At 42.7% G+C, this 25,847-nt stretch carries 19 protein-coding genes, 1 tRNA gene and 1 pseudogene; 14 read left to right on the top strand and 7 right to left on the bottom strand.

Annotation, left to right across the window (positions count from 1 at the left end):
- The first annotated feature begins 159 nt into the window (after positions 1-159).
- Entirely contained in the window at positions 160-675 is a 516-nt protein-coding gene (locus EI546_RS08885) for a UpxY family transcription antiterminator (protein ID WP_128250207.1), read from the top strand.
- A gap of 1,458 nt (positions 676-2,133) precedes the next feature.
- Here EI546_RS08885 and EI546_RS08880 read toward each other — a convergent pair.
- Positions 2,134-2,215, bottom strand: a tRNA-Leu gene (locus tag EI546_RS08880).
- Between the two features lie 212 nt (positions 2,216-2,427).
- Here EI546_RS08880 and EI546_RS08875 point away from each other — a divergent pair.
- On the top strand, positions 2,428-3,816 hold the full coding sequence (locus EI546_RS08875; protein ID WP_128250206.1) for a dipeptidase: 1,389 nt from the start codon (positions 2,428-2,430) through the stop codon (positions 3,814-3,816).
- 76 nt (positions 3,817-3,892) lie between these two features.
- On the top strand, positions 3,893-4,276 hold the full coding sequence (locus tag EI546_RS08870; protein ID WP_128250205.1) for an energy transducer TonB: 384 nt from the start codon (positions 3,893-3,895) through the stop codon (positions 4,274-4,276).
- Between the two features lie 77 nt (positions 4,277-4,353).
- Here the strand turns inward: EI546_RS08870 and EI546_RS08865 are convergent, their stop codons facing one another.
- The 3 genes from EI546_RS08865 to EI546_RS08855 form a co-directional block, all read right to left on the bottom strand.
- A complete protein-coding gene (locus EI546_RS08865) occupies positions 4,354-5,277 on the bottom strand; it encodes a mechanosensitive ion channel family protein (RefSeq protein WP_128250204.1) in 924 nt (307 codons plus the stop codon).
- Between the two features lie 317 nt (positions 5,278-5,594).
- Positions 5,595-6,569 carry a LuxE/PaaK family acyltransferase gene (locus EI546_RS08860; protein ID WP_128250203.1) on the bottom strand — a complete coding sequence of 325 codons (975 nt, stop codon included), beginning with the start codon at positions 6,567-6,569 and terminating at the stop codon, positions 5,595-5,597.
- A gap of 146 nt (positions 6,570-6,715) precedes the next feature.
- Entirely contained in the window at positions 6,716-7,687 is a 972-nt protein-coding gene (locus tag EI546_RS08855; protein WP_128250202.1) for a T9SS type A sorting domain-containing protein, read from the bottom strand.
- A 280-nt stretch (positions 7,688-7,967) separates the two neighbouring features.
- On the opposite strand from EI546_RS08855, the gene EI546_RS08850 reads away from it, so the two are divergent.
- A complete protein-coding gene (locus EI546_RS08850; protein WP_128250201.1) occupies positions 7,968-8,648 on the top strand; it encodes a response regulator transcription factor in 681 nt (226 codons plus the stop codon).
- 5 nt (positions 8,649-8,653) lie between these two features.
- A complete protein-coding gene (locus tag EI546_RS08845; RefSeq protein ID WP_410198307.1) occupies positions 8,654-9,691 on the top strand; it encodes a sensor histidine kinase in 1,038 nt (345 codons plus the stop codon).
- On the opposite strand, the gene EI546_RS08840 is transcribed toward EI546_RS08845, so the two are convergent.
- Positions 9,644-10,723 carry a glycosyltransferase gene (locus EI546_RS08840; protein ID WP_128250199.1) on the bottom strand — a complete coding sequence of 360 codons (1,080 nt, stop codon included), beginning with the start codon at positions 10,721-10,723 and terminating at the stop codon, positions 9,644-9,646. The genes EI546_RS08845 and EI546_RS08840 overlap by 48 nt on opposite strands.
- Before the next feature lie 372 nt (positions 10,724-11,095).
- On the opposite strand from EI546_RS08840, the gene trmB reads away from it, so the two are divergent.
- From trmB to EI546_RS08805, 7 genes are all read left to right on the top strand, one after another.
- Positions 11,096-11,770 (top strand): tRNA (guanosine(46)-N7)-methyltransferase TrmB, encoded by a 675-nt coding sequence (gene trmB, locus EI546_RS08835; protein WP_128250198.1) that lies wholly within the window; start codon positions 11,096-11,098, stop codon positions 11,768-11,770.
- A 37-nt stretch (positions 11,771-11,807) separates the two neighbouring features.
- Entirely contained in the window at positions 11,808-12,431 is a 624-nt protein-coding gene (locus EI546_RS08830; RefSeq protein WP_128250197.1) for a lysine transporter LysE, read from the top strand.
- Between the two features lies 1 nt (position 12,432).
- On the top strand, positions 12,433-12,786 hold the full coding sequence (locus tag EI546_RS08825; protein WP_128250196.1) for an MGMT family protein: 354 nt from the start codon (positions 12,433-12,435) through the stop codon (positions 12,784-12,786).
- Between the two features lie 194 nt (positions 12,787-12,980).
- Complete coding sequence (locus EI546_RS08820) at positions 12,981-14,120, top strand: Mrp/NBP35 family ATP-binding protein (RefSeq protein WP_128250195.1); 1,140 nt, start codon at positions 12,981-12,983, stop codon at positions 14,118-14,120.
- Between the two features lies 1 nt (position 14,121).
- Positions 14,122-14,364, top strand: coding sequence for a NifU family protein (locus tag EI546_RS08815; protein ID WP_128250194.1), 243 nt, complete (start codon positions 14,122-14,124; stop codon positions 14,362-14,364).
- 69 nt (positions 14,365-14,433) lie between these two features.
- Entirely contained in the window at positions 14,434-15,486 is a 1,053-nt protein-coding gene (locus EI546_RS08810; RefSeq protein ID WP_128250193.1) for an NAD(P)/FAD-dependent oxidoreductase, read from the top strand.
- Positions 15,487-15,632: 146 nt separating this feature from the next.
- The gene (locus tag EI546_RS08805; protein WP_128250192.1) at positions 15,633-15,962 is read left to right on the top strand and encodes a 2Fe-2S iron-sulfur cluster-binding protein; all 330 of its coding nucleotides are present in this window, start codon (positions 15,633-15,635) and stop codon (positions 15,960-15,962) included.
- Here the strand turns inward: EI546_RS08805 and EI546_RS08800 are convergent.
- Both EI546_RS08800 and EI546_RS08795 read right to left on the bottom strand, forming a co-directional pair.
- The gene (locus tag EI546_RS08800; protein WP_128250191.1) at positions 15,959-16,648 is read right to left on the bottom strand and encodes an SGNH/GDSL hydrolase family protein; all 690 of its coding nucleotides are present in this window, start codon (positions 16,646-16,648) and stop codon (positions 15,959-15,961) included. The two genes, EI546_RS08805 and EI546_RS08800, sit on opposite strands and share 4 nt — an antisense overlap.
- 162 nt (positions 16,649-16,810) lie before the next feature.
- The gene (locus tag EI546_RS08795) at positions 16,811-17,989 is read right to left on the bottom strand and encodes an acyl-CoA dehydrogenase family protein (RefSeq protein WP_128250190.1); all 1,179 of its coding nucleotides are present in this window, start codon (positions 17,987-17,989) and stop codon (positions 16,811-16,813) included.
- A gap of 387 nt (positions 17,990-18,376) precedes the next feature.
- Between EI546_RS08795 and EI546_RS16745 the strand changes: the two are divergent.
- Together EI546_RS16745 and EI546_RS08790 are read left to right on the top strand one after the other, a co-directional pair.
- Positions 18,377-19,534: pseudogene (locus tag EI546_RS16745) on the top strand (gliding motility-associated C-terminal domain-containing protein); the annotation flags it as partial.
- Between the two features lie 993 nt (positions 19,535-20,527).
- The gene (locus EI546_RS08790) at positions 20,528-25,741 is read left to right on the top strand and encodes a T9SS type B sorting domain-containing protein (protein WP_240673089.1); all 5,214 of its coding nucleotides are present in this window, start codon (positions 20,528-20,530) and stop codon (positions 25,739-25,741) included.
- Positions 25,742-25,847 lie beyond the last annotated feature (106 nt).

Below are 25,847 nucleotides of genomic sequence, written 5' to 3'. Positions count from 1 at the left end.
GTTTAGAATTGGAAAGGAATATCCAAATAGAAATGCTAATCTACGATAAACTTTTTATTTAACAAATATTTTAGTAATTTTCTTTTTTTATTTTGATTATTCAGATACCTGTTATACTAGATATCCTAAATAATTATTAAAACAATAAGACCTCTCTCCATGAAAAACTGCTTATATCCTCAATGGTTTGTGCTTTATGTGAGGTATAGGTATGAGAAAAAGGTAGCATTCCTTTTGGAAGAGAAAAACATAAAGGTGTTTTCCCCGTTTGTAGACTCTATGAGTATTTGGAGTGATCGAAAAAAGAAAATCCAAAAACCCCTCTTTCCGAATTATGTTTTTGTCTGGATAAACTCTATGATCGATTTCTATACAGCACTTTCACTTGAAGGAGTAGTTAAATATGTCAGGTTTGGTGCTGATTATGCGCATGTTCAGGAAAAGGAGATTGTTCAGATAAAACAGATTTTGGATATAGCTGACATCTCAGAAATAGACCTAACAAGCGTTTTGCCTTGCCAAGGAACAGAAATGAAAATTAATTATGGGCCACTTCAGGGATTTGATTGTATCGTCCTTAAAGCTGATAGGAGAAGAAAGATATTAGTTAAAGTGGAGTCTATCCAGCATTATATAACAGCCTGTGTTCCTGAGTCATACCTCAGTCCACGATAGCGGGAGACGAGAGGGTTTTCAAGATTATTCTTAGAGTGAAAAGCTAGTTTTTTTGGAGAACTTGTTGTTGTCTAGGCCCTCGTGAGACTATCATCTGCTCCGCTCAGAATGAACTTCCCGTCTCCAATGATATTTCGGCACTATTAAACAAAAAAAGCCGACTCGTAAAAGTCAGCTTTTTTATTCAGTGCGGGTCCTTCGGCGAAAAGCTCAGGATAAACTCAGAGAATCGAACTTCTGGGAGGGATTTTTTTTGATAAAAATGTGGGGTATTTCAACTCTCTCAAAGCGGCACTTTTCGTCTCCAATGATATTTCGGCACTATTAAACAAAAAAAGCCGACTCCTAAAAGTCAGCTTTTTTATTCACGTTTGGGTCCTTCGGCGAAAAGCTCAGGATAAACTCAGAGAATCGAACTTCTGGGAGGGATTTTTTTTGATAAAAATGTGGGTATTTCAACTGCTCTCAAAGCGGCACTTCTCGTCTCCAATGATATTTCGGCATTATTAAACAAAAAAAGCCGACTCGTAAAAGTCAGCTTTTTTATTCACGTTTGGGTCCTTCGGCGAAAAGCTCAGGATAAACTCAGAGAATCGAACTTCTGGGGAGGGACTTTTTTTGATAAAAATGTGGGATTTCAACTTCTCTCAAAGCGGCACTTCTCGTCTCCAATGATATTTCGGCACTATTAAACAAAAAAAGCCGACTCGTAAAAGTCAGCTTTTTTATTTACGTGCGGATCCTTCGTCGAAAAGCTCAGGATAAACTCAGAGAATCGAACTTCTGGGAGGGATTTTTTTGATCAAAATGTGGGGTATTTCAACTGCTCTCAAAGCGGCACTTCTCGTCTCCAATGATATTTCGGCACTATTGAACAAAAAAAGCCGACTCGTAAAAGTCAGCTTTTTTATTCACGTTTGGGTCCTTCGGCGAAAAGCTCAGGATAAACTCAGAGAATCGAACTTCTGGGAGGGATTTTTTTTGATAAAAATGTGGGTATTTCAACTGCTCTCAAAGCGGCACTTCTCGTCTCCAATGATATTTCGGCACTATTAAACAAAAAAAGCCGACTCGTAAAAGTCAGCTTTTTTATTCAGTGCGGGTCCTTCGGCGAAAAGCTCAGGATAAACTCAGAGAATCGAACTTCTGGGAGGGATTTTTTTGATAAAAATGTGGGTATTTCAACTGCTCCCAAAGCGGCACTTCTCGTCTCCAATGATATTTCGGCACTATTAAACAAAAAAAGCCGACTCGTAAAATTCAGCTTTTTTATTCAGTGCGGGTCCTTCGGCGAAAAGCTCAGGATAAACTCAGAGAATCGAACTTCTGGGAGGGACTTTTTTTGATAAAAATGTGGGTATTTCAACTGCTCTCAAAGCGGCACTTCTCGTCTCCAATGATATTTCGGCACTATTAAACAAAAAAAGCCGACTCGTAAAAGTCAGCTTTTTTATTCAGTGCGGGCGGGGAGACTCGAACTCCCACACCTCGCGGCACCAGATCCTAAGTCTGGCGTGTCTACCAATTCCACCACGCCCGCTTTAATAAACAAGAGAGTTTGAAAAACCGTACTTGTTCTCCAACTTTGGTAGTTTGGAGGGTGCAAATATAAACAAGAATTGTTATTTACAAACAATATGCTTTCAGAATTTTTAAGAAGTTTATAAAACTAAGTTAAAGACCCTAGCTATCCCATTATTCTCCCGTGTTTCTTCCCCAATTTTGTATCTTAGCATTTCTCAAAAAAAATGTATGAAAAGCGCAAGACCCTATATCGAAAAGAACAAAGATCGTTTCTTGGATGAACTTATCGAACTATTGAAAATACCTTCTATTAGTGCCGATTCAAAATATAAAAATGACGTTATCAAAACGGCGGAGGCGGTTAAAGAGCAATTAATAAAAGCAGGTTGCGATACAGTGGAGATATGTGAAACTCCAGGTTATCCCATTGTATATGGCGAAAAGATTATTGACAAGAAACTTCCCACTATTCTTGTTTATGGGCATTATGATGTGCAGCCACCAGACCCATTAAATCTTTGGGATAATCCACCCTTTGAACCTGTTATCAAAAAAACAAAATTGCATCCAGAAGGTGCCATTTTTGCTCGGGGAAGTTGCGATGATAAGGGGCAAATGTATATGCACGTAAAAGCGTTGGAATATATGACCGAAACCGACCAACTGCCGTGCAATGTTAAGTTTATGATTGAGGGCGAGGAAGAAGTTGGGAGTGTGAGCCTCGGCTGGTTCGTGGAAAGAAATCGGGAGAAATTGGCCAATGATGTAATCTTGATCAGCGATACAGGAATGATTTCAAAAGATACGCCTTCCATAACAACGGGACTTCGCGGATTGAGCTATGTTGAGGTAGAAGTAACCGGTCCTAACCGCGATCTTCATAGTGGACTTTATGGTGGCGCCGTTGCCAATCCCATAAATATTCTTACAAAAATGATTGCCTCTCTTCATGATGAAAATAATCATATTACCATTCCTGGATTTTATGATGACGTGGAAGAACTTTCAAAAGAAGAAAGAGAAAAAATGGCTGAAGCTCCCTTTAGTTTAAAAGATTATGAGGAAGCATTGGATATCGAGTCGGTATATGGAGAGAAAGGCTACTCCACGAACGAACGTAATTCCATTCGTCCAACATTGGATGTAAATGGTATTTGGGGTGGATATATAGGTGAGGGAGCAAAGACTGTAATCGCTAGCCAAGCCTATGCCAAGATAAGCATTCGATTGGTGCCAAACCAAGATTGGAAAAAAATAACCGAACTTTTTAAAAGTCATTTTGAAAGCATAGCTCCAAAAGGAGTTCGTGTAAAAGTTACCCCTCATCATGGTGGCCAAGCTTATGTAACGCCAATTGACAGTTTAGGTTATAAGGCAGCGGAAAAAGCCTACGAGGAAACTTTCGGAAAAACCCCAATTCCACAAAGAAGTGGTGGAAGTATCCCGATTGTGGCTCTATTTGAAAAGGAGTTGAAAAGCAAAACAATTTTAATGGGCTTTGGCCTTGATAGTGATGCCATCCATTCTCCCAATGAGCATTTTGGGATATGGAATTATTTGAAAGGAATTGAAACCATTCCGCAATTCTATCACTTTTTTACAGAAATGTCTAAATAATAAGTAGTGTTCGCCAACTTTCAAATTCCTAACTAAATAGAATTAAACCTCATTTAATGAAACAAAACTTATTTAAATGAAGAGATTTTTGATAGCTATTATTTTTATAAGTTTTGTTTCTCAAAATTATGCGCAGTCTTCTCCCCATATTGATTTGACTCGGGACAATCAATTTAATGAGATTACCAAAAGGCTAAAATTAAAGCCTGGGTCTGATCATAAGATTTTTGTAATTTTTACCATAGATGAGAAGGGTGAAATAACAAATTTAAAGGCCAGAGCGGAGTATCCAGAGTTGGAAAGAGAAGCCATCAGGATTATCGAAGAACTTCCAAGAATGGAACCTGCAATACGCGATGGTAAGGCAGTCAGCCAAAATTATTCATTGCCAATCATTTTTCATGTAGAGACCTTAAAGGAAGAAAAAAGACGTCTTAGAAAAGAAGCACGAAAAAATTAATTACACCTTCTATGCAATATTCCGGAATAGATTAGATGTTTGTTTTTTTCTTAAAAGGGCCAAATGCAAAAACGCTCCTATCTCAATGTTCCTTCAGGAAATTGAACTTTATGGGGTTCGGCATTTAATAGTGGCAATGCATATTTTAATATTCTGTTTCTGCGACCGGTAGTGTCCATGGGTTCCACAGGATAGGAGATTACGGCTTCCATCCAGGCGTAGGAGTTGTTTCTAAAATAAACAGCTGGTGCCCAAATAGTGGGTTCATTCTTTGCTAACTGTGGATATTTTTCCTGGAAATCCTTTAAACATGCTTCTAAAAGACAATCTTCCACAAAAGGTAAATCACTCGTAAATGCCACTTGGATTGGGGTTTCATTCCAGATAAACGGAACTTGTGGTCCTGAATAATTGATTATTTCCTCACGTAATATTAGACTGTTGGGAAATCGGATTATTCGGCCACTGGAACGGTCGTTGCCAAGGTAATCTCCCCTGCATTCCAAAATGGAAGTGTCCAGATAACTTATTTCAACTACATCCCCACGAAAGTCTTTAATTTGGATACGATCGCCCACCAAGTATGACCGTCGGAAAACCAAATAGATCCAGGCAATAAAAGAGGTGATGGGAGCTTGTAAAGCAAAACCTAAAACCAACGAAATTAATCCAAAAGTAGCCGCTGCTGTGTACCAATTTTGGAATAAAAATGATGCTAAAATGATTATAATGAATACTATAGCTAAAAAACGGGTAATCCGCAGTAAGTTATATCTATCTCCCTCATTATGAATTTGCTTTTCGATAATCTTTGCAGTAATCTTACTCAGCATTAAAATTATCGCAATTAGAAATAAGCTCAAGCTCAACTTCTTCATTATAGGAAGATATTTTCCCCAAGAGTCGAAGTAATCCAAGTGAAACAGATAATATATTGCAATTAATAAACTTGCAACAATTCCATAAATAATTATCCAATAGCCTGATTGATGCTTTTTCATAAATTGAGAGTTACCCTTTATAGTGCAAAATAGTACTTCTCATTAAAATAATTGAAATATATAAGAACACTTTACGAAACTAAAAAGGGAATAATTATAGAAATGAATAATCGGGTTTCTGAATTTGCAATGGGTTTACTTTTATTTATCAGAGGAAGATTTAGATTAGCAACAAAAGAAAATCCCCATACAAAGTTTGTACAGGGATTTAACTAACCAACCAAATTATGAAAAATCATCACTTTCTCACGATGGGTTGGTCGTAGCACCTTCAAATCACTTACACTGATTTTCAGGGCTTTTGTGTTAAATATTTCTTATAAAACCATTAAGTTGCATCCACGGATATCGCTGGCATCAAAACGTCCCATTACTTCAAAATCCCCGTGTGGATCAGTACGTCCAAGGTCTTGTGTGGCAATAAAGGAGCAGGAATAAATATTAGCAAGGTCTATTATATTGATTCCACCGGTTTTTCCGTGAATATATGTTTTGGGATCTTCTGGGTCACGGGTCAAAATCTTCATCCACGGAGGACAGGAAAATGTACAGTTTCCTTTGGAGTAAGCTTGGGAAAGAAGCTCCGTCATTCCATATTCACTGTGAATATCTTGAACACCAAAACCAGCTTTTAATACTTGGTGAAGTTCCTGCTTAATCATTTCCTTCCGTTTTCCCTTCATACCGCCGGTTTCCATTACAATGGTATTTTTGAGTTTCATTCTTCTATTTTCGATCAAATCCAAAAGAGCGTAAGAAACGCCTATTAAAAGTGTCTTTTGCTTTTTTTGTTGAAGGAAATCGAGTTTTTTTACCAACTCATCCATTTCATATAAGTAAAATCCACTATATGGATTTTCGCTTTTCTCAATCAAACTTTCTACCATATAAATTAAGGAAGAACCTTCGCGTTCAAGATAGGACGGGAGCAATGCCAAAATAGCAAACTCGTTAATATTGCCATATTCCCGTATAAAACCTTTCAGAAAACTTTCCTCATAAATTTTCACATCGGCTACAAGATGTTTGCTGGTTATTGTGCCGGTAGTGCCGCTGCTTGTAAATATTATTTCGGGATTCCTTCCTTGGGCAATAATTTGATGGCTTTTAAAAAACTGTATTGGCAGAAAGGGAATTGATTCTAAAGTCTTAACTTTTTTAGGTTCGCATTTTAGCAAATCACAAAAAGTGCGATATACCTCGACGTTTTCATATTGAAAATGAAATATTTCGATAGCAAGACGCAGAAATTCCTTTGGACAATCGATATTAAAAATTTCGTCGCTAAGCATTTATTTTTGAAGGGATTTAATTATTCCAAAAATAATTAAAAGATTAGCTACCTACTAAGGAAGCATTCGCGAACTTGGAATATTTCAAAATTAAAAAACCTCTGTTTTTAGCAGAGGTTTTTTCGTTTTATAAAAACTAAACACAACTATTCAATAACTAATTTCTTGGTAGTTGAAGCTTTTCCCTGTTCTATCTTAAGAATATAAATTCCACTATTAAGGGCAGAAATGTCCAAACGATCTCCGTTCATTGTAGTATTTATCACTTGTTTTCCAAGCACATCATAAATAGACACCTTTTTAGAGCCCATTACTTTGGAATTAATATAAACATAGCCCGAACTCGCTGGGTTTGGATATACAGAGAATTGACCGCTGGTTTGGTCATTAACTCCAGCTGCGCCATCAAAAACAATATTATCAAACCAGAAGTTCTCGGCACTTGCATTGGTCCTTCCTTCAATAACAAGCTTCACCATAGTATTGGGTATAAGTGTAGCTGTGGCTTGTTGCCACTGTAATTGGTATTCTCCTCCGCTCATCGGTACAAAATCGTCAAGGTCTTGGCCCGTTGAATTAAAAAGATCTATTTCTGTATTATTGGTTATATCTTTTATATAAATCCTCAATCTGTCGTTATCTGCGTTATTTACAGTTCCATCACCTTCATAGTTTCCATTTGTGGGTGTGCTGTTTATTGAAAGCAGATAATCCAATGAGACGGTGGGATTTGAAACTCCAGTAAGGTCAACCTGATCAAATTCTACGATCATATTTCCATCAATATCATTCATTTGGTAGCCGTTTTCGCCATCAGTAAACAAAACGGTTGGGGAGGGGGTAAAATCTGTAACCCCTACAAAATCACCATCGGTTAATCCCACATCTGGAGTATCATAGGGTACATAAAAAGCAGAAAACCCCAATTCGCCACCTGTAGAAACGAAATTAACAAGTGGTTGTCCGGAATTATTAATCAAAGGATGTGCTACATTTGGGTCGCCGGTATCGGTATATTTTCCAGAAAAGGCCTGAGGCTCTTCAAAACTGGTTCCCGCGATTTGTGCGAAAGAAACGGCGCTTATTAAAAGAGCCGCAAGTATGGTAATTTTTTTCATAAGAAATTAATTTTAGCCGATAAACAAATATACAAAATGTATGGAATTATAAGATGTGCATACGAAATTTGTGCTTATTTTAAAGAAAAAGTTTCCTTTTTTTGAATTCCTTCATAGTTTCGATAGAATTAACTTAATTTGAAATATCCGGAAAAGCCTTCAATACTATTTAATGGTATATTTGAAGTGCAAAAATCATTACCCTTTATTAAGCGATTCGCCATAATTTTAATTTAAGGAGATTTCTGTTTTCACAGTTCAAAAACCGCACCAATAATTTATGAAAAACAAGGATATTACAATTCTATTAGTGGATGATGAACCAGATATTATTGAAATTGTGCGATACAACCTTACTGCCCAGGGCTACAAAGTAAAGACTGCGGAAAATGGACTTGAAGCTATCTCTATAGCAAAAAAAACAAAACCCCAGTTGATTTTGTTGGATGTTATGATGCCAAAAATGAATGGAATGGAAGCCTGTCGAAAAATTAGGGAAGTTCCTGAACTTTCGGAGACTATTATTGCTTTTCTGACCGCGCGTGGGGAAGAGTATTCGGAATTGGCGGGATTTGATGCCGGCGCGGATGACTATATCACCAAACCCATAAAACCCAAAGTTCTTGTGGGGCGTGTCAAAGGACTTCTCAGAAGATTTAAACAACCAGAAATTGAGAAATTGTTGAAATTTGGAGATCTAACCATCATACAGGAAGAGTATAAGATTATCTTGGGACAGGAGGAGATGTCCTTGCCCAAAAAGGAATTTGAACTGCTCACTTTGCTGACATCACAACCAGGCAAAGTATATAAACGGGAAGATATATTAAATCAAATATGGGGATCTGATGTAATAGTGGGAGATAGAACAATAGATGTCCATATTAGAAAACTCCGTGAGAAAATTGGTGATGAAAAATTCCAAACAATAAAAGGAGTGGGTTATAAGTTTGTTGTTTAAAAATCGTGGGAGTATTAAAAAAATATAGTCTAGCTCTGTATTCCTCGCTGTTTATTGCCCTTTGCAGTACAATAGTAGCGGGAGGTTTTTTTTATCTGCAAAATGATCGCCTATCATTTGGGCTATTTCTTTTTTTTCTCCTTATTTTTATTATTTCGTTTTTCATACTACAATTTCGAATTGAAAAATTCATACATGCGCGGATAAAAAAAATATATTCCGACGTTCAACTTTTAGACGAAAATAATCTTGCCCAGGCTCCCATAACTACGGATATGGATATGTTAACCCAAGAAGTTGAGCGCTTTGCACAGGACAAGAAGCTGGAGATTGAAACCCTAAATATCAAAGAAAATTATAGGAAAGAGTTTATGGGAAATATATCGCATGAACTCAAAACTCCCTTATTTACAGTTCAAGGGTATATTCTTACTTTATTGGATGGCGCGATGCACGATAAAAAAGTTCTTAAAAAATATTTGCAAGGAGCTGAAAAAGGTGTGGATAGACTGATTCATATTATTAAGGATCTTGATATGATAACCCAATTGGAATCTGGGGGTCTTGTTTTAAAACGCGACGATTTTAATATTGTGGTACTTATTCAGAATGTGCTCGATTTGTTGGAAATGAAAGCGGCAAAAAAAAATATTACCCTCACCTTCGACAGAAAATATGAAGAACCAATTATGGTTAATGGAGATAGGGACCGTATCGAACAAGTTTTAATTAATCTTGTGGTAAACTCTATTAAGTACGGGAAAAGGGATGGTACCACAGAGATTACTATTGAAAAGTTGCTTCAGAATAAAATTTTAATTAGAATAACTGATAATGGTGAGGGAATAGCAAAAGAAAATCTAACACGGATATTTGAACGTTTTTATCGGATTGATAAAAGCGGTTCGCGAAAGGAGGGTGGAAGCGGATTGGGACTTTCAATTGTAAAGCACATTGTAGAAGGACATTCTGAAAAAATATATTTGGAAAGCCAATTAGGCATTGGATCGGAATTTTCCTTTACTATGGAAAATCGAAAATAACCCCGAGAACTCTTCACTGGTGTGGGTGTAAAATTTCAAACCTTTATAAACTGGAACTGCTTTTAACTTTTCCAGAGTGAAATCACGTTGCTTACAGTATGGAGCGATTCCCATATCGTTCAAGCGTTTTGCTAAATATTCTTGTTCGTATTGACCGGGTGTGGGAACAAAGAAGACCTTTTTTTCCAAATATGCCAAATCCATAATGGTAGTATAACCCGAACGCGAAATGATTAGAGCGCTCTCATTTATGCAACGTTCCAGCTCCTCTCCTCGCATAAAATTTACTACGTCAATATTCTCGTGTTTTGTCCATATCTGCTCTGCTTCCACAATACCTTGTACCATCACAATCTTCTTGTCACTTTCACTTAAAACTTCTTTGAGTTTGGTCTCAAATAAACCTCGCTGGGGTTCAGGTCCCGAAATTATAACCAAAATATCGATGGTTTTTGGCAGATTTTTCTTTTGTAATCTGCTTACGATTCCAAAATATCTTACGGGAAAATTCGTATCAATTAAATGACCCAAAGAGCCGCTATAATTCATTGCCATATCTTTTACATCGGGCACCCAGCAGCTATCAAACTTTTTAATTATCTGTCTATGTAAATAACTGCTAAAATGGGAGGTGCTGCCAGTAAATACATTTAATTGATGGGTAATATATATAGAGGGAATCGCGGCATTTCTTACCCCCAATCGGCTATCGCTAATTATGCCGTCTATTTCTCCTCGGCTTACCATTTCGGCAATTAGTTTTTCTTCGGCTTTCATTGTTCTAGAAATCCGAGATAGCGAGGATATCATTTTCCATTTAAAAAGACGCCCGTTTGAAGTATATTTAATTTTATAGGAAGGGAGTTCAAGAAAATCGAGATTGGGAAACTCCATTTGGAGAAGGCGCAGTGAGGAACCATCCGAAGCAATCAAAACCTTAAAATCGTGTTCCAACAGTTGAAGGATTATTGGAATACAACGAGTGGCGTGGCCCAGTCCCCAATTTAAGGGAGCCACCAAAATTTTTTTCATTTTTTATAAAGTTCGGTTTGAAAATGAATTGAAAAGTTTATCATCTTTCATTATTAGGGTAGAATGTTGCTCTTGAAAAACACGAAATATAAAGGTGCTTATAAAGGACAAACTAACGCCAATCGTAAAGATAAGAAACATTTTAAAAGTTATTAAAAAAATAAGTTCTCAAAATTTAAGAGCTACTTAAAGAGAAATTAAACTTCATTAATTGTCTCCGCCGTATATTTAATTAGTTTTGCCAATCAAGATACAAGTGTAAAATTATACATTGGAAGTCGCGTTTTTTGCCCTGAATACCATTCATCATTTTTCTTATGAAGGTATCCAGGTTTTAGGAATATTGGGAATTTCATTTTAAAGAATAAAAAATTGGGCAGCAAAAACAAACTCAGACGATTTAAGGAAAACGAAACTTTTGCGAATGTGATACAGCCCACACGGGAAGACGTTTTTAATGATTCCTTTAAATTAAAAGGAAATTGGAAAAAGGATTTCTTTAAAAATAGCCATCCTCTAGTTTTGGAATTGGGCTGTGGTAAAGGGGAATATTCGGTAAATCTTGCAAAGAAATTTCCAGAAACAAATTTTTTGGGAATAGATATAAAAGGAGCGCGTTTTTGGCGGGGCGCAAAAACTGCTCTCGAGGAAAACATTAAAAATGTAGGCTTTCTCCGAACGCAAATTGAGCTCTTGGACGAAATTTTTGCCGAAAATGAAGTTGATGAGATTTGGATAACTTTTCCCGATCCGCAGATTAAATATAAAAGAACGAAACATAGATTGACCAACTTCCAATTTCTTCAGAAGTACAAAAAGATATTGAAACCGAATGGAGTGGTTCATTTAAAAACGGATAGCGAATTCATGCACGGCTACACGCTTGGACTCCTTCATGGATTGGGTGAAATTGTGGAATATGCCAATCACGATGTTTATTCAAACCATGGCGCACCAGAAGCTGTAACTGCAATTCAAACTTACTATGAGCAACAATATCTGGATCAGGATAAAAAAATAACCTACCTCCAATTTAAATTCCGTTAATCCAAAAATTATTATATTCACAAAAAACAAGCCCTAAATGGCGATATTCTACAACTTCCTAATTGGATTTTTTGGGGCTTTAATCGGTGTATTACCTCCGGGTCTGATCAATATGTATGCAGCGAAAGTCAGCATGAAGGAAGGTAGGAAAAAGGGAATTCTTTTTTCTTTGGGTGTCTGCGTTACCGTAATGATCCAAACCTTTATTGCTCTTCTATTTGCACGCTATATTGAAATGCATCCTGGAATTGTCAATATGCTCCAAAAGGTTGCTTTGGGAATATTTATTAGCCTTACTATTTATTTTCTGTTTATTGCGAAGGATACCCGAAGAGAAATTAGAAATGAGGATTCCTATTCAAAAACAGGGCGATTCTTTGCAGGTCTTTTTATTGCAATGTTGAATTTGTTGCCTCTTCCTTATTGGATTTATTTAGGGATCACCTTTTCGGCTTTTGGATGGTTCTCCTTTGCCCAGCCGGAATTATCAGTCGCCGTAATTGGCAGTGCATTGGGTACTTTGAGTGTGCTAGCACTATATGTTCAATTTTTTCGGGCTCGCGAGGAACCCCGTTTCCAGATAAATATAAATTACCTAATTGGGGCTATTACAGCTCTCATTTCAATATTCACCTTTCTAAAGATTCTTAAGGAATTTTGATATGGCCGAGGATAATTTTTTTTGCAAAGTATATAAGGTGACTGCCCAGATTCCGTATGGCATGGTAACTTCATACGGTGCAATTGCCAAGTTTTTGGGCGCTCCCCGTAGTGCACGAATGGTTGGTTGGGCCCTAAACAGTTGCGATAAGGAAAATGTACCCGCGCATCGCGTAGTAAATCGAAACGGCTTGCTTACAGGAAAACATCACTTTCTAGGAACAAATTTAATGCAACAACTTTTGGAGAGTGAAGGCGTGGAAGTGACGGAAAATAGGGTAAAAAATTTTGAACAATTATTTTGGGATCCTTCCAGGGAACTGTTAGATGGTACCTTTACTATTGAAGGCCCATAGAACTGAATATTCATACTTTGTTTCCTGATTATAATTGGCGTATGATCAATCTTCGTATTATTCGGTAAAGAGTCATGTTTTCGAAACCTGGTAAACCATTTCTCAATTTATTTACGGGTAACAGCTTCTGTTTTCTGCCAACTAATTTCACTATATTTGCACTTTAGAATGAATCTAAATATCATAAAATTAAAATGAGCATTTCAAAACAGAATATCCTTGCAGCTCTGGAGACAATTACAGCTCCGGGAGACGGGAAAAATATGGTGGAAAGCGGCGTTGTTCAAAACGTTGTCACCTTCGCAGATGAAGTTATAGTAGATATAAAACTAACCACCCCAGCACTTCATATTAAGAAAAGAGCGGAGGCCGATGTAATCAAGGTCATTCACGAGAAAGTGGATCCCAACGCAAAGGTTCAGGTTAACATAAAAATAGAAGCTCCACAAAAACCACAAAATCCTAATCTTATAAAAGGGAAACCTATTCCAGGTATCACCAATATTATTGCCGTGGCTTCTGGAAAAGGTGGAGTGGGCAAGAGTACCGTAACAGCAAACATCGCGGTCTCCTTGGCTAAAATGGGTTTTAAGGTTGGAATTTTGGATGCGGATATTTATGGGCCTTCTATCCCTATTATGTTTGACGTGGAAATGGAAAAACCACTTTCAGTAGATGTTGGAGGAAAGAGCAAAATGAAACCTATCGAAAATTATGGAGTAAAGGTTTTGAGTATTGGTTTCTTCACCCAACCGGGTCAAGCGGTAATTTGGCGAGGTCCTATGGCCGCAAAAGCTTTAAACCAATTAATTTTTGATGCGGATTGGGGTGAATTGGATTTTATGCTTATCGACCTTCCGCCTGGAACAGGAGATATACACTTAAGTATTATGCAGTCGTTGCCTATAACGGGAGCCGTAGTAGTAAGTACGCCTCAGAATGTAGCTTTGGCTGATGCCCGAAGAGGAGTAGGAATGTTCCGTCAGGAAAATATCGATGTTCCTGTTTTAGGAATTGTAGAAAATATGGCGTATTTCACGCCTGCAGAACTACCTGAAAATAAATACTATATTTTCGGAAAGGAAGGTGCTAAGAATTTAGCAGAAGATTTAAAAGTACCCTTCCTTGGGGAAGTACCTTTGATTCAAAGTATTCGTGAATCTGGAGACGTAGGGAGGCCCGCTGCTTTACAAACCGCTACATTAACGGAAGAGGCTTTTGAGAAACTAACTAGAAACGTAGTGGAGCAAACGGTATTACGGAATGAAAACCTTCCCGCTACCGAAGCAATAAAAATTACAACAATGGCAGGTTGCAGCGCCGTAAGAAAATGATATGACAACTGAGGAATTAACATCGAAAGTACAAGAGGCATTACAGGAGATACGGCCATTTTTACAGAATGACGGAGGAGACATCAGGCTGATTTCCATAGATGATGACAAAATCGCAAATGTTCAGTTATTGGGCGCTTGCGTAGGATGCTCCATAAACCAAATGACTTTAAAAATGGGTGTGGAAATGACCATAAAAAAGCATGCGCCACAAATTGAAAAAGTCGTGAGCGTTTCCCCTTAATGACCTTTCTCATATTTCGATTACAATTTTACAGTTATTTTTGAATCCAAAATTTAGAGCAAGATTTTCATGATAAAGACCGATATACTCATTATTGGCGCAGGGCCCACTGGTCTTTTTGCCGTCTTTGAGGCTGGATTGTTAAAACTAAAATGCCATTTGATCGATGCCCTTCCGCAAGCAGGAGGTCAGTGTACAGAGATATATCCCAAAAAACCTATTTATGATATTCCGGGATTTCCTGAGATTCTGGCGGGCGACTTGGTTACCAATCTAATGAAACAAATAGAGCCGTTCCAGCCAGGTTTTACATTGGGAGAACGGGCCGAAACCATCGATAAACTTGATGATGGCACTTTTATAGTAACCACGGATAAAGGAACTCTGCATCATGCAAAAATTGTTGCTATTGCTGGAGGATTGGGAAGTTTCGAGCCAAGAAAACCGCCTATTTCAAATATTGCCCAATTTGAAGACCGTGGAGTGGAATACATTATCCGCGATCCCGAAATATATAGAGATAAAAATGTAGTTATTTCAGGGGGAGGAGATTCTGCGCTGGATTGGAGTATATTTTTGGCCAATATTGCCAAGAGTGTTACCTTAATACATAGACGAAATGAATTCCGCGGCGCATTGGATAGTGTTGAAAAAGTTCAAGAGTTAAAAAATCTAGGGAAAATCGAACTTATTACTCCAGCCGAAGTCATTGGATTAGTAGGAAAAACTGATTTGGAGGAAGTTGTTATTCAACGCGGCAATGATATGATTAATCGCGAATGCGATCATTTTATTCCCTTGTTTGGCCTCTCACCAAAATTGGGTCCCATCGCCGATTGGGGACTGGAGATTGAAAAGAACGCAATTAAAGTTGACAACTCCTTGGATTATCAAACCAATATTCCTGGAATATATGCCATTGGCGACGTAAATACCTATCCCGGGAAATTGAAATTGATTCTCTGTGGTTTCCACGAAGCAACTCTTATGTGTCAAAGTGCCTATCAGCGCATTTTCCCAGATAAACGTTATGTTCTTAAATACACCACCGTTGGCGGAGTAGAGGGGTTTGATGGTAGTAAAAAGGAGGCGCCAAAAGCAATAGTTAAGTCTATTGATTAAATTTCCCATTCTCCAATAAAAAAAAAGCAAATTCTATTTTAAGGGGAGTATAATTTTCATTAAAAGAATTATTGGTTATTAAAAAGAAATCTGTTTCAATTCATAAACTCATAAGCTTTTAAATTTTTCCCTTCATAGACTTCATAATGAAAGACATCAATATAATCATTACCGATCGTCAAGGTATAAAACACGAAGTTGAAGCTCCAACGGATATGAACATGAATCTAATGGAAGTTGTTCGTTCGTATGAGTTGGCCGAAGAAGGGACATTTGGAATATGCGGGGGAATGGCTATGTGCGCCTCTTGTCAGTGTTATGTGGAGAGTGAGCACGAACTCGGTGAAATGAGCCAAGATGAAGATTTAATGCTATCCGAAGCCTTTTATGTAAAGGACAATAGCAGGTTAAGTTGCCAAATTTTTATCAAAGAAGAACTTAATGGCTTAAAAATAGAACTAGCTCCTGAAGCTTAACGTAGAATTTTAGTAGCCTTCTCGAAAATCTGCTCCACAAATTTCTTATAAGCAACTTCCGAAGGATGTAATCCATCTGACGCCACTAGTTTTGGGTTTTTTAATCCATTCTGGGTTATTAGGGTAATATTTTCAAAGAGCACTCCTTTTTCTAAAGAGATTTTTTGAGCGAACGCGTTGTATTTAATTAATTCCGAAGTAATTTTTTCAGCCTTCCCAGATTTTTGTCCGAACGGTGTAAATGCATAATCTGGAATAGAGAGAACAATTACGTTCTCTGGTTTTCCATTTGCAAATTCAATTGCCTTGTCCAATAATTCAGGGAATTCTTCTTCATAAAGAGAAAATAGTTTATCTTGATATTGATTGTTTACACCTATCAGGAGAGTGACCAAATCATAATCAATTGATGGTTTTTCAGAAGCGATCGCGGTGAGTAAGTCGGTAGTTGTCCATCCCGTTTTTGCTATAATTTTTACGGAAGTTTTTTTCGAAAGCGTAGCGTTTAAGCGATTGGCCAGCTGTTTTGGATAATTGCAATGGTTACAAACACTTTTCCCGATTGTGTAACTATCACCTAGTGCCAGATATTTATAATTTGTTTTTTGCGAAGAAGTACTATTGTTCGGAAACCCACAAGAAATAGAAGTTAGAGCACAGAGTATTATTAATGTTTTAATGTACATCGTATATAGAGAGATTTTATCATATAATAATACAATTAAATAGGCTTATCGAACTCATAATCCATCCTCTAAATCCCGAATTTATCAAAAGCTAAAAAGCCACAAATTCATGAATTTTTCTTAATTCGTGAATTGTGGCTTTAATGAAATCGTTGCTCTCGTTTACGAAAAAGCATTCAAACCTGTAATATCCAAACCTGTAATCAACAAGTGGATATCGTGGGTTCCTTCATAAGTAATTACGCTTTCAAGATTCATGGAGTGACGCATAATGCTGTATTCTCCCGTAATTCCCATTCCTCCTAACATTTGTCTTGCTTCACGCGCAATATTAATAGCCATATCCACATTGTTGCGTTTTGCCATAGAAATTTGTGCGGAAGTTGCTTTTCCTTCATTTCGCAATACACCAACGCGCCAAGCTAACAACTGAGCCTTGGTGATTTCGGTAATCATTTCAGCAAGTTTTTTCTGTTGCAATTGAAATTGTCCAATTGGCTTTCCAAACTGCATTCTTTCTTTTGAATAACGAAGGGCTGTATCATAACAATCCATTGCGGCACCAATGGCACCCCAAGCTATTCCATATCGAGCTGAATCCAAACAGCCTAGGGGAGCACCCAAACCTGATTTATTTGGTAGTAGATTTTCCTTTGGAACTTTTACATTGTCAAAAATAAGCTCCCCGGTTGCCGAAGCACGAAGCGACCATTTATTGTGGGTTTCGGGAGTTGAAAACCCTTCCATTCCTCTTTCCACTATTAAGCCGTGTATTCTTCCCTCTTCATTTTTTGCCCACACCACGGCAACTTGAGCAAAAGGAGCATTACTGATCCACATTTTTGCGCCGTTCAAAAGATAATGATCCCCCATATCTTTATAATTGGTGGTCATACCTCCCGGATTACTTCCGTGATCGGGTTCAGTAAGACCGAAACAGCCCATCCACTCACCCGTGGCTAATTTTGGAAGATATTTTTTTCGTTGCTCTTCATTGCCGTACTTATAAATGGGATACATCACCAGAGAAGATTGGACAGATGCAGTACTGCGAACACCGCTATCGCCACGTTCTATTTCCTGCATAATTAATCCATAGGAAATTTGGTCTAATCCCGCTCCTCCATATTCTTCAGGTATATATGGACCAAAAGCCCCTATTTCGGCTAATCCATTAATTATCTGCTTTGGAAATTCGGCTTTTTGGGCATATTCCTCTATGATAGGCGATACGTCCCGCTTTACCCATTCTCGAGCTGCTTGGCGTACCAATTTATGTTCATCTGAAAGTAATTCATCAAGATTATAATAATCTGGAGCTTCAAAAAGGTCTGGTCTCATCTTTTTTTACGTTCGTTAAAGAATATTTCGATTTTTTTTTTCAATTTAAAAACAGATTTTAAAAAGAAGTCCAAAAATAGTAATACAAAGGAGAAACACCTACTATTTATGGGAAATTTGGATTGAGGAAGATATAAAATAACCCAAAGTGGACATTGAAAAAATATATTATTTTTTATGGATTAAATGTCTCAAGTAACGTTATCAAATGATTATCTTCCTTAAAATACCTACATATTTTTTTAGGAAGGATAACATTATAAATTTTTAATCTTACTTCTCTTATTTCAAAACAAGTAGTTAAAATTGATAGTGGGGAATTTTTTTTCTAATTTATAAAAGGAAAGTCTCCGTATTCAATATATTTGACATCCTAATCAATATATTATGAAAAGATTACTGCTCTCCTTTCTATTGTTAATTCCCTTTTATGTCTTTTCACAGCAAGTAGTTCCTGTAGACCAGTATATGCAATTCAATGGCCGTTACGACTTTACGGCATTTGGCAATACTTTGAACACTGAAGAAAATGGGGGCTTCGGTGCTTGTACCATTATGACTTCGAGTAGTGCGAATTTTCAATTGGATCCTGGACAAACTCTATTATCTGCTCATTTATATTGGGCTGGCTCGGGCGGTGGTGATTTCAATGTGAAACTAAATGGAACTCCTATTACTGCCCAACGCACATTCGCTCTAACCTCAACTTCTGGATTAAACTATTTTTCAGCATACGCGGACGTAACCAATATTCTAGCATTTCAGGGACAAGGAACTTATACCTTGTCGGATCTGGATTTGACCAATGTCATCGGCCCATATTGCCCGGGTGGAACTAATTTTGGAGGATGGGCCATTATCGTTATCTACGAGGATCCTAGTTTACTACTAAACCAGATTACGCTTTTTGATGGATTGGATTATGTAGATGCTAACCATCAAAACATAAACATCGTCCTCGATAATATTAGCGCTGCGACCGATGTGGCAGCAAAAATAGGCTTTTTGGCGTGGGAAGGTGACGCTGCAATCGCGGTTAACGAAAGTCTTAGATTGAACGGAATTTTAATAGATAATCCTCCATTAAATCCTGGGAATAATGCTTTTAATAGTACAAACAGTTATACCAATTCCTTTGATCTCTACAATATGGATTTGGATTACTATGATCTCCAAGGATTAAATATTATTCAACCTGGAGATGATCAGATTAATATTCAACTGAGTTCGGGACAGGATTTTATAATGGTTAATAATATTATTGTTAGCGTAAACTCTGAACTGCCCGATGCTACAATTACAATTGATAATCTTGGGGTATTATGTGAAGACCGGAATATTGAGGTTCATTATACCGTCGCGAATTTCAATAGTACTGCCGTTTTACCCGCAAATACTCCTATTGCTTTTTATGCGGGCACAGTCTTATTGGGTCAGACACAGACCGTTAATGAAATTCCTATCGAGGGTACCGAAAGTGGAACAATAAATTTGAATATTCCTATAGGAACTCCCCAAGTTTTTACGTTGAAGGCTGTGGTCGATGATGATGGTACAGGAAATGGAATTGTAGTAGAAACCAATGAGAACAATAATGAATTTGAACAAGAGATTGACTTGTCTGCTCAGGGGTTGTTTGTGCTCGGAAATAATGAAAGCTGTGAGGGAATGACTGAAACCCTAACGGCAAACTTTTTAGATTTGGATGTTTATAATTGGTTTTTTAACGGAAATCCCTACGGAGGAAATTCCTCTTCTATTGAAGTTACCCAATCTGGAATTTACACTGTTAGTGGGAATAAAGCCGCTTGTTATGTATTAGAATCCGCCGCTTTTGTTGTTACTTTCAATCCTCAGCCCGTGGCGAATGAGCCAATCGATCTCTTTAGATGTGATAATGGAGTTCAGTCTGGAATTTTCGATCTCACGCAAAATGATGCTAATATCTTAGGAGGCCAAGATCCTACACTTTTTGATATAAAATATTTTACCACCGTATTAGATAGTGAGAATAACACAAATGAAATAACCAATCCAGGAGCCTATCCTATTGTAGGTCCAACACCGCAAACTATTTATGTTAGAATACATGATAGCGCTCAGGAAATGTGTTATGCTCTCGAGCAATTTCAAATATATTATACTCCGGTCAATGCTGGAGTAGTTCCTCCATTTACCACGTGCGATCAAGATCAAAGTGATGGAGAAGATATCAATTTACCTCTTCGTTTTAACCTCCCTGTTCTAGGAACTCAAAATGCAGCAGATTACAATATAACATATCACGCTACTCAAGCCGATGCGGATGCAGGGATTAATGATTTGCCTGCTATTTATTCTGTGCCAGTTCCAGGCCAAACTATTTTTATAAGAATTGAACCGGTAATAGATGGGGATTGTTACGATACCACTACGGTTGATATTATAATAGATTCTCCACCACTGGTAAATACTACGCCTGAGCCTTTAATTCTCTGTGATTCTGATAACGACGGTTACGCTCCCTTCACCTTACATAATGCTGATGATGATATAACTATGGGCGATGCCACGTTGGTTGTAACCTACCATCCCACCCAGTTGGATGCGGATAACAATTTGAATGAACTTTCTGATCCCTATGTGAACGATGATCCATTCAATGATGTGGTATTTGCAAGAATAGAAGGTACAGAAACAACCTGTTATTCTACTGTTCGGTTGGAATTGGTTGTCCGCAACAGTCCCACTTTGACTGTCCCGACCCCATTGCGTCTTTGCGACGACGACACGGACGGCCTTCAGATCTTCGACCTTACCGTAAAAGAGCCTGAGATGCTGGGGGGAATGGACCCTGCGCAGTACGACCTTTACTACTACGAGACCGAGGCGGACGCTGTAGCTGCTGGCGATCTTGCCCTTACCGCCCCCGATTTCTCGGGCGCCATCGTCACCCCGGCGGCCTACCAGAACACGGTTCCGTTCCACCAGACCGTTTACGTGCTTGCGGTGGGCAACGCCCTGAACACCTCTCCGCACAACGGGGGTGAGGGCTGCTACGACATCGTGCCGCTGGAGCTCTTCGTGGACCCGTTGCCGGTGCCCATCCAGCCACTGCCGTACGAGCTCTGCGACGACCTTGCCAGCGGCAGCGACAGCGACCAGATCAGCACCTTCGACCTGACCACGCGCAACCGGGAGATCACCGGGGGGGACCTTTCCCTGTCGGTGACCTGGTTCGAGACCTACGCCGACGAGGCGATGGACAACCCGATCCCGAACCCGCGTGCCTACCAGAACCGGGAGATCCCCCCGGCCCCGCTCAACCCGATGACCATCGTGGCGCGGGTGACCAACAATTTCGGCTGTTCCGCCACCATCACCCTTACCCTGGTGGTGAACCCCCTTCCGGTACCCGCCGTGCCCACCCCACTGGAGGTGTGCGATGGCGACAACAACGGCTTTGCCGAGTTCGACCTGACCGAGAAGGACATCGAGATCACCAACGGGGAGCAGGATGTGACCATCCGCTACTATACCACACGGGCACTGGCCGAGATCGGCTCGCTGCTGGATCAAATATTTAGCCCCTACACCAATGACAACCCCTTTTTCGATACCGTCTGGGCGCGCGTGGAGCGCACCACCACGGGCTGCTATGCCGTGGTGCCGCTACAGCTGATCGTAAACCCCGTTCCGGGCGCCCCGGCCCCGGGCTTCGGGAACCTTTTCGCCTGTGACGCGGAGGATGGCAGCGGTGCCGAATTTGACCTCACCGAGAACACGGAGTTCGTGTACGGGGACCAGTCACCGGATTTCCTCATTTCCTTTTACACCAGCCTGGACGATGCCCTGGTGCCCACCAATGCCATCGGTTCCCCCACTGCCTACACCAGCACCGGACAGACCATCTGGGTACGCCTGGAGGACAACGAGACCGGCTGTTTCCGTATCAGCAGCTTTGAGCTGGTAGTCTCCGGCCTGCCAGCCCTGGTGCCGCCCGCGGACATGGAGCTCTGCGACGACCTTGCCAGCGGCAGCGATACCGACGGGGTATCGGTCTTCAACCTGAACAGCAACAACAGTACCATCACCGGCGGCAACCTGTCGCTGACCGTTCGCTACTACGAGACCGTGGCCGACCAACAGAACGACATCCCGGTCCCCAACCCCACCACCTATAGCAATCCTGTGGACGCGAACGGGGATGGGATCACCCCGCACACCCTGCAGGTGAGCGTCTTCAATACCGATGGATGCGCGTCCAAAACGACCCTGACCCTGGTGGTACTTCCCGTACCCAGGGCGATCACGCCCACCCCGCTTGTGGTGTGCGATGACGACAACGATGGCTTTGCCGAGTTCGACCTGACCCTAAAGGATGATGAGATCGCCAACGCCGAGCCGGGACTGGCCATCCAGTACTATACCACACGGATCCTGGCCGAGCTCGGAGATCCCCTTACCCAGATCACCGGCCCGTACACCAACGACACGCCCTTTTTCGATACCGTGTGGGCACGGGTCGAAAAGACCGCCACGGGGTGCCACGTCATCCGTGAGCTGGAGCTGTGGGTAAGCCCCGTGCCCGATGCACCGACCGAGGGCTTCGGCGACCTGCTTGCCTGCGACCTTGACGGGGGCACCAGTGCGGAGTTCGACCTGACCGAGAACGCGCCGTTCATATACGGCACCCAGTCCCCGGACCTCATCCTTACCTATCACACGGCCCTGGACGATGCCCTGGTGCCCACCAATGCCATCACCGATCCGACCTCGTTCACCAGCTCCGGACAGACCATCTGGGTGCGCCTTGAGAACGACGTGACCGGCTGTTTCCGCATCAGCAGCTTTGAGCTGGTGGTGGGCGGCTTCCCCGCGATCACCCCTCCCGCGGACATGGTCCTCTGCGACGACCTGGAGAGCGGCAGCGATACCGATGGGATCTCGATATTCGACCTGACCGCCAACAACAACACCATCACCGGCGGAAACGCCGCCCTTACCGTGCGGTACTACGAGAGCATAGCGGACCAGCAGGACGATAATCCCATCGCGGACCCATCGGCCTATGCCAACCCGGTCGACGGGGCGGGCCAGGGGATCAGCCCCTACACCCTGCAGGTGACCGTTTCCAGTGCCGCCGGCTGCTCGGCCACCACCACGCTGACCCTTGTGGTGCTCCCCGTACCGCGGGCGGGCGAGCCCGACCCGCTGGTAAAGTGCGATGACGACAACGACGGCTTTGCCCGGTTCGACCTTGCCCTGAGGGACGCCCAGATATCCAACGGCAACCCCGCGGTTGTGGTGACCTACCACGAGACCCTTTTGGATGCCCAGAACGGCACCCTGCCGCTTGCCTCCCCGTTCCAGAACATCGTGGCCTTCTCCCAGACGATCTATGCGCGGGCCACCTTCGCCCTTGCGCCCAATACCTCGGGCTGCTACAGCATCGTGCCCCTGGAGCTTATCGTGTCCCCGAGCCCGGTGGTCCCGGTGGACCTTCCCGACCTTGTGGCGTGCGACCCCGACGGTGACGGTACGGCGGTGTTCGACCTTACCGTACAGGAGGACCTGATATACGGTGGCCAGGACCGCACGGTGCTGCGCCTTACCTACCATACCACCCAGGGCGGTGCCGATACCGGCGACGACCCGATCGTGAACCCGGGGGCCTATACCAATACCTCGAACCCCCAGGAGATCTACGTGCGCCTGGCCTACACCGAGGGCGACCTGTGCTTTGCCACGGGCCACTTTGCCCTTGTGGTCTCGGACGGTATCCCCATCAACGAGCCCGGGCCGCTGGAGATCTGCGACGACCTGGGCGAGCCCAACGATATGCGCGCGGTCTTCGACCTTACCGTCAAGAACGCCGAGATAACCGGCGGTGCCCCCGGGCTCGGGGTGGGCTACTTCCTTACGGAGGCTGACGCCCTGGCCAACGTGGACCGCATCGACCCGGACCATGCCTTTGAGAACACCGAGAACCCGCAGCGCGTTTACGTACGGGTAGAGGACGGCAACAGCGGCTGCGTCTCCTACACCCACCTGCTGCTGCGCGTGCTGCCCAACCCGCAGCCCGCCACGCCCGAGCCCCTGGTGCTCTGCGACGAGAACATCGTGGTGGGCCCCGGCCCCGACGACGGGGTGGAGCTCTTCGACCTGACCCTCAGGGCGGCGGCCATCCTGCATGGCGAGACCTGGGAGCTTGGCTACTTCGAGAGCTACGGCGATGCCGTTGGGGGCGATCCCGCCACCGCGGTGCCCGACCCGACCAGCTATGCCAACACCTCCAGCCCGCAGACCATCTACGTACGGGCGACCAATGCCGCGACCGGCTGCTTCGAGATCGTTGAGCTGGAGCTGATCGTGTACCCGCTGCCGGACGACAGCGCACCGGTGTCCAACTACATGCAGTGCCTGTCCGGCACGGACCTGGCCCTGTTCGACCTTACCACCAAGATAGACGAGATCCTCGGGCCCGGCCAGTCGCAGCTCGACTTTGAGGTAACCTTCTACCTGGACCCCGTGTTCGCGGAGACCGGTACCAACCGCATACTCAACCCGGGACAGCACTGGAACCGTGACCTTATGGGCAATACGGAGAACCCTCAGACCATCTATACGGGCATCCGTGACCGCGTTACCGGCTGCTATATCGGCGGGCTCCAGCACTTCGAGCTGATCGTACAGGAGGGCGCGGAGGCCACGGAGCCGGCGGAGCCGTTCGCCATATGCGACAACCTTCCGCCGAGCGACGGGTTCGCGGAGTTCGACCTTGAGGACTTCAGCATCCAGAAGGTGGTGGACCTGCGCAACGGGATACTGGGGGGCCAGGACCCGCTGGTGTACTCACTGGCCTATTACGAGACCCTTGAGGAGGCCGAGGCCGGGACCGACCCGATCGTGTTCCCGTTCGTGAACACCATCAACCCGCAGGTGGTCTATGCCCGCGTCACCAACGAGGAGAACCTCTACGAGCCGCAGTGCCACGCCATCGTCGAGGTCATCCTCAAGGTGCATGAGCTGCCGCTGATCGTACTGGAGGAGCAGTACACGCTGTGCGTGGACGCCAACGGCAACCCGATCGGCCCCGCGCTGGTGATCGATACCGGACTGGACCCGGAGCTCTACTCCTTTGAGTGGATGCTGGACGGGGTGCTGCTGCCCGGGGAGGACGGCCCCTCCACCGTAGCGGTGGTGGACGGCACCTATACGGTGATCGTCACCGCCCTTGCCACGGGCTGCGATGCCTCGGCGAGCACGGAGGTGGTGCTCTCCTCCCCGCCGTTCACCTACGGCGCATCGGTTACCACCATGCCCTTCGCGGACAGCCACAGCATCGAGGTCTGGGCCACGGGGCTGGGCATCTACGAGTACCAGCTTGACGACGGCCCCTTCCAGGACGGGACCATCTTCGAGAACGTGGCGGCGGGCCCGCACACGATAACCATACGGGACAAGAACGGCTGCGGGCTTGTGACCATCACCATCGGGGTACTGGACTACATGCCGTACTTTACGCCCAACGGGGACGGCTACCACGACACCTGGAACATCATCGGGATGGCCCAGGCGGACCCGAGCGCGAAGATCTACATCTTCGACCGCTACGGGAAGCTGCTCAAGCAGGTGAGCCCATTGGGCCCCGGATGGGACGGTACCTACAACGGGAACCCGCTGCCATCGAGCGACTACTGGTTCCGCGTAGAGTACGTGCTGGACGGCACCCCCTACCAGTTCAAGGGGCACTTTGCACTGAAGCGCTAGGTGGAACACCAACGCAGAACCAAACAGAACAAAAAAGCCCTGCATCGTGCGGGGCTTTTTGTTTAAGGTAGGTGTGGAAATAAAGGAGTAGATTGATAGTTAAGCC

It is taken from the genome of Aequorivita sp. H23M31, assembly GCF_004022485.1.
Classification (GTDB): Bacteria; Bacteroidota; Bacteroidia; order Flavobacteriales; family Flavobacteriaceae; genus Aequorivita; species Aequorivita ciconiae.
The sequence above is the reverse complement of the archived record's forward strand: the minus strand, read 5'-3'. Positions and strand labels throughout refer to the sequence as shown.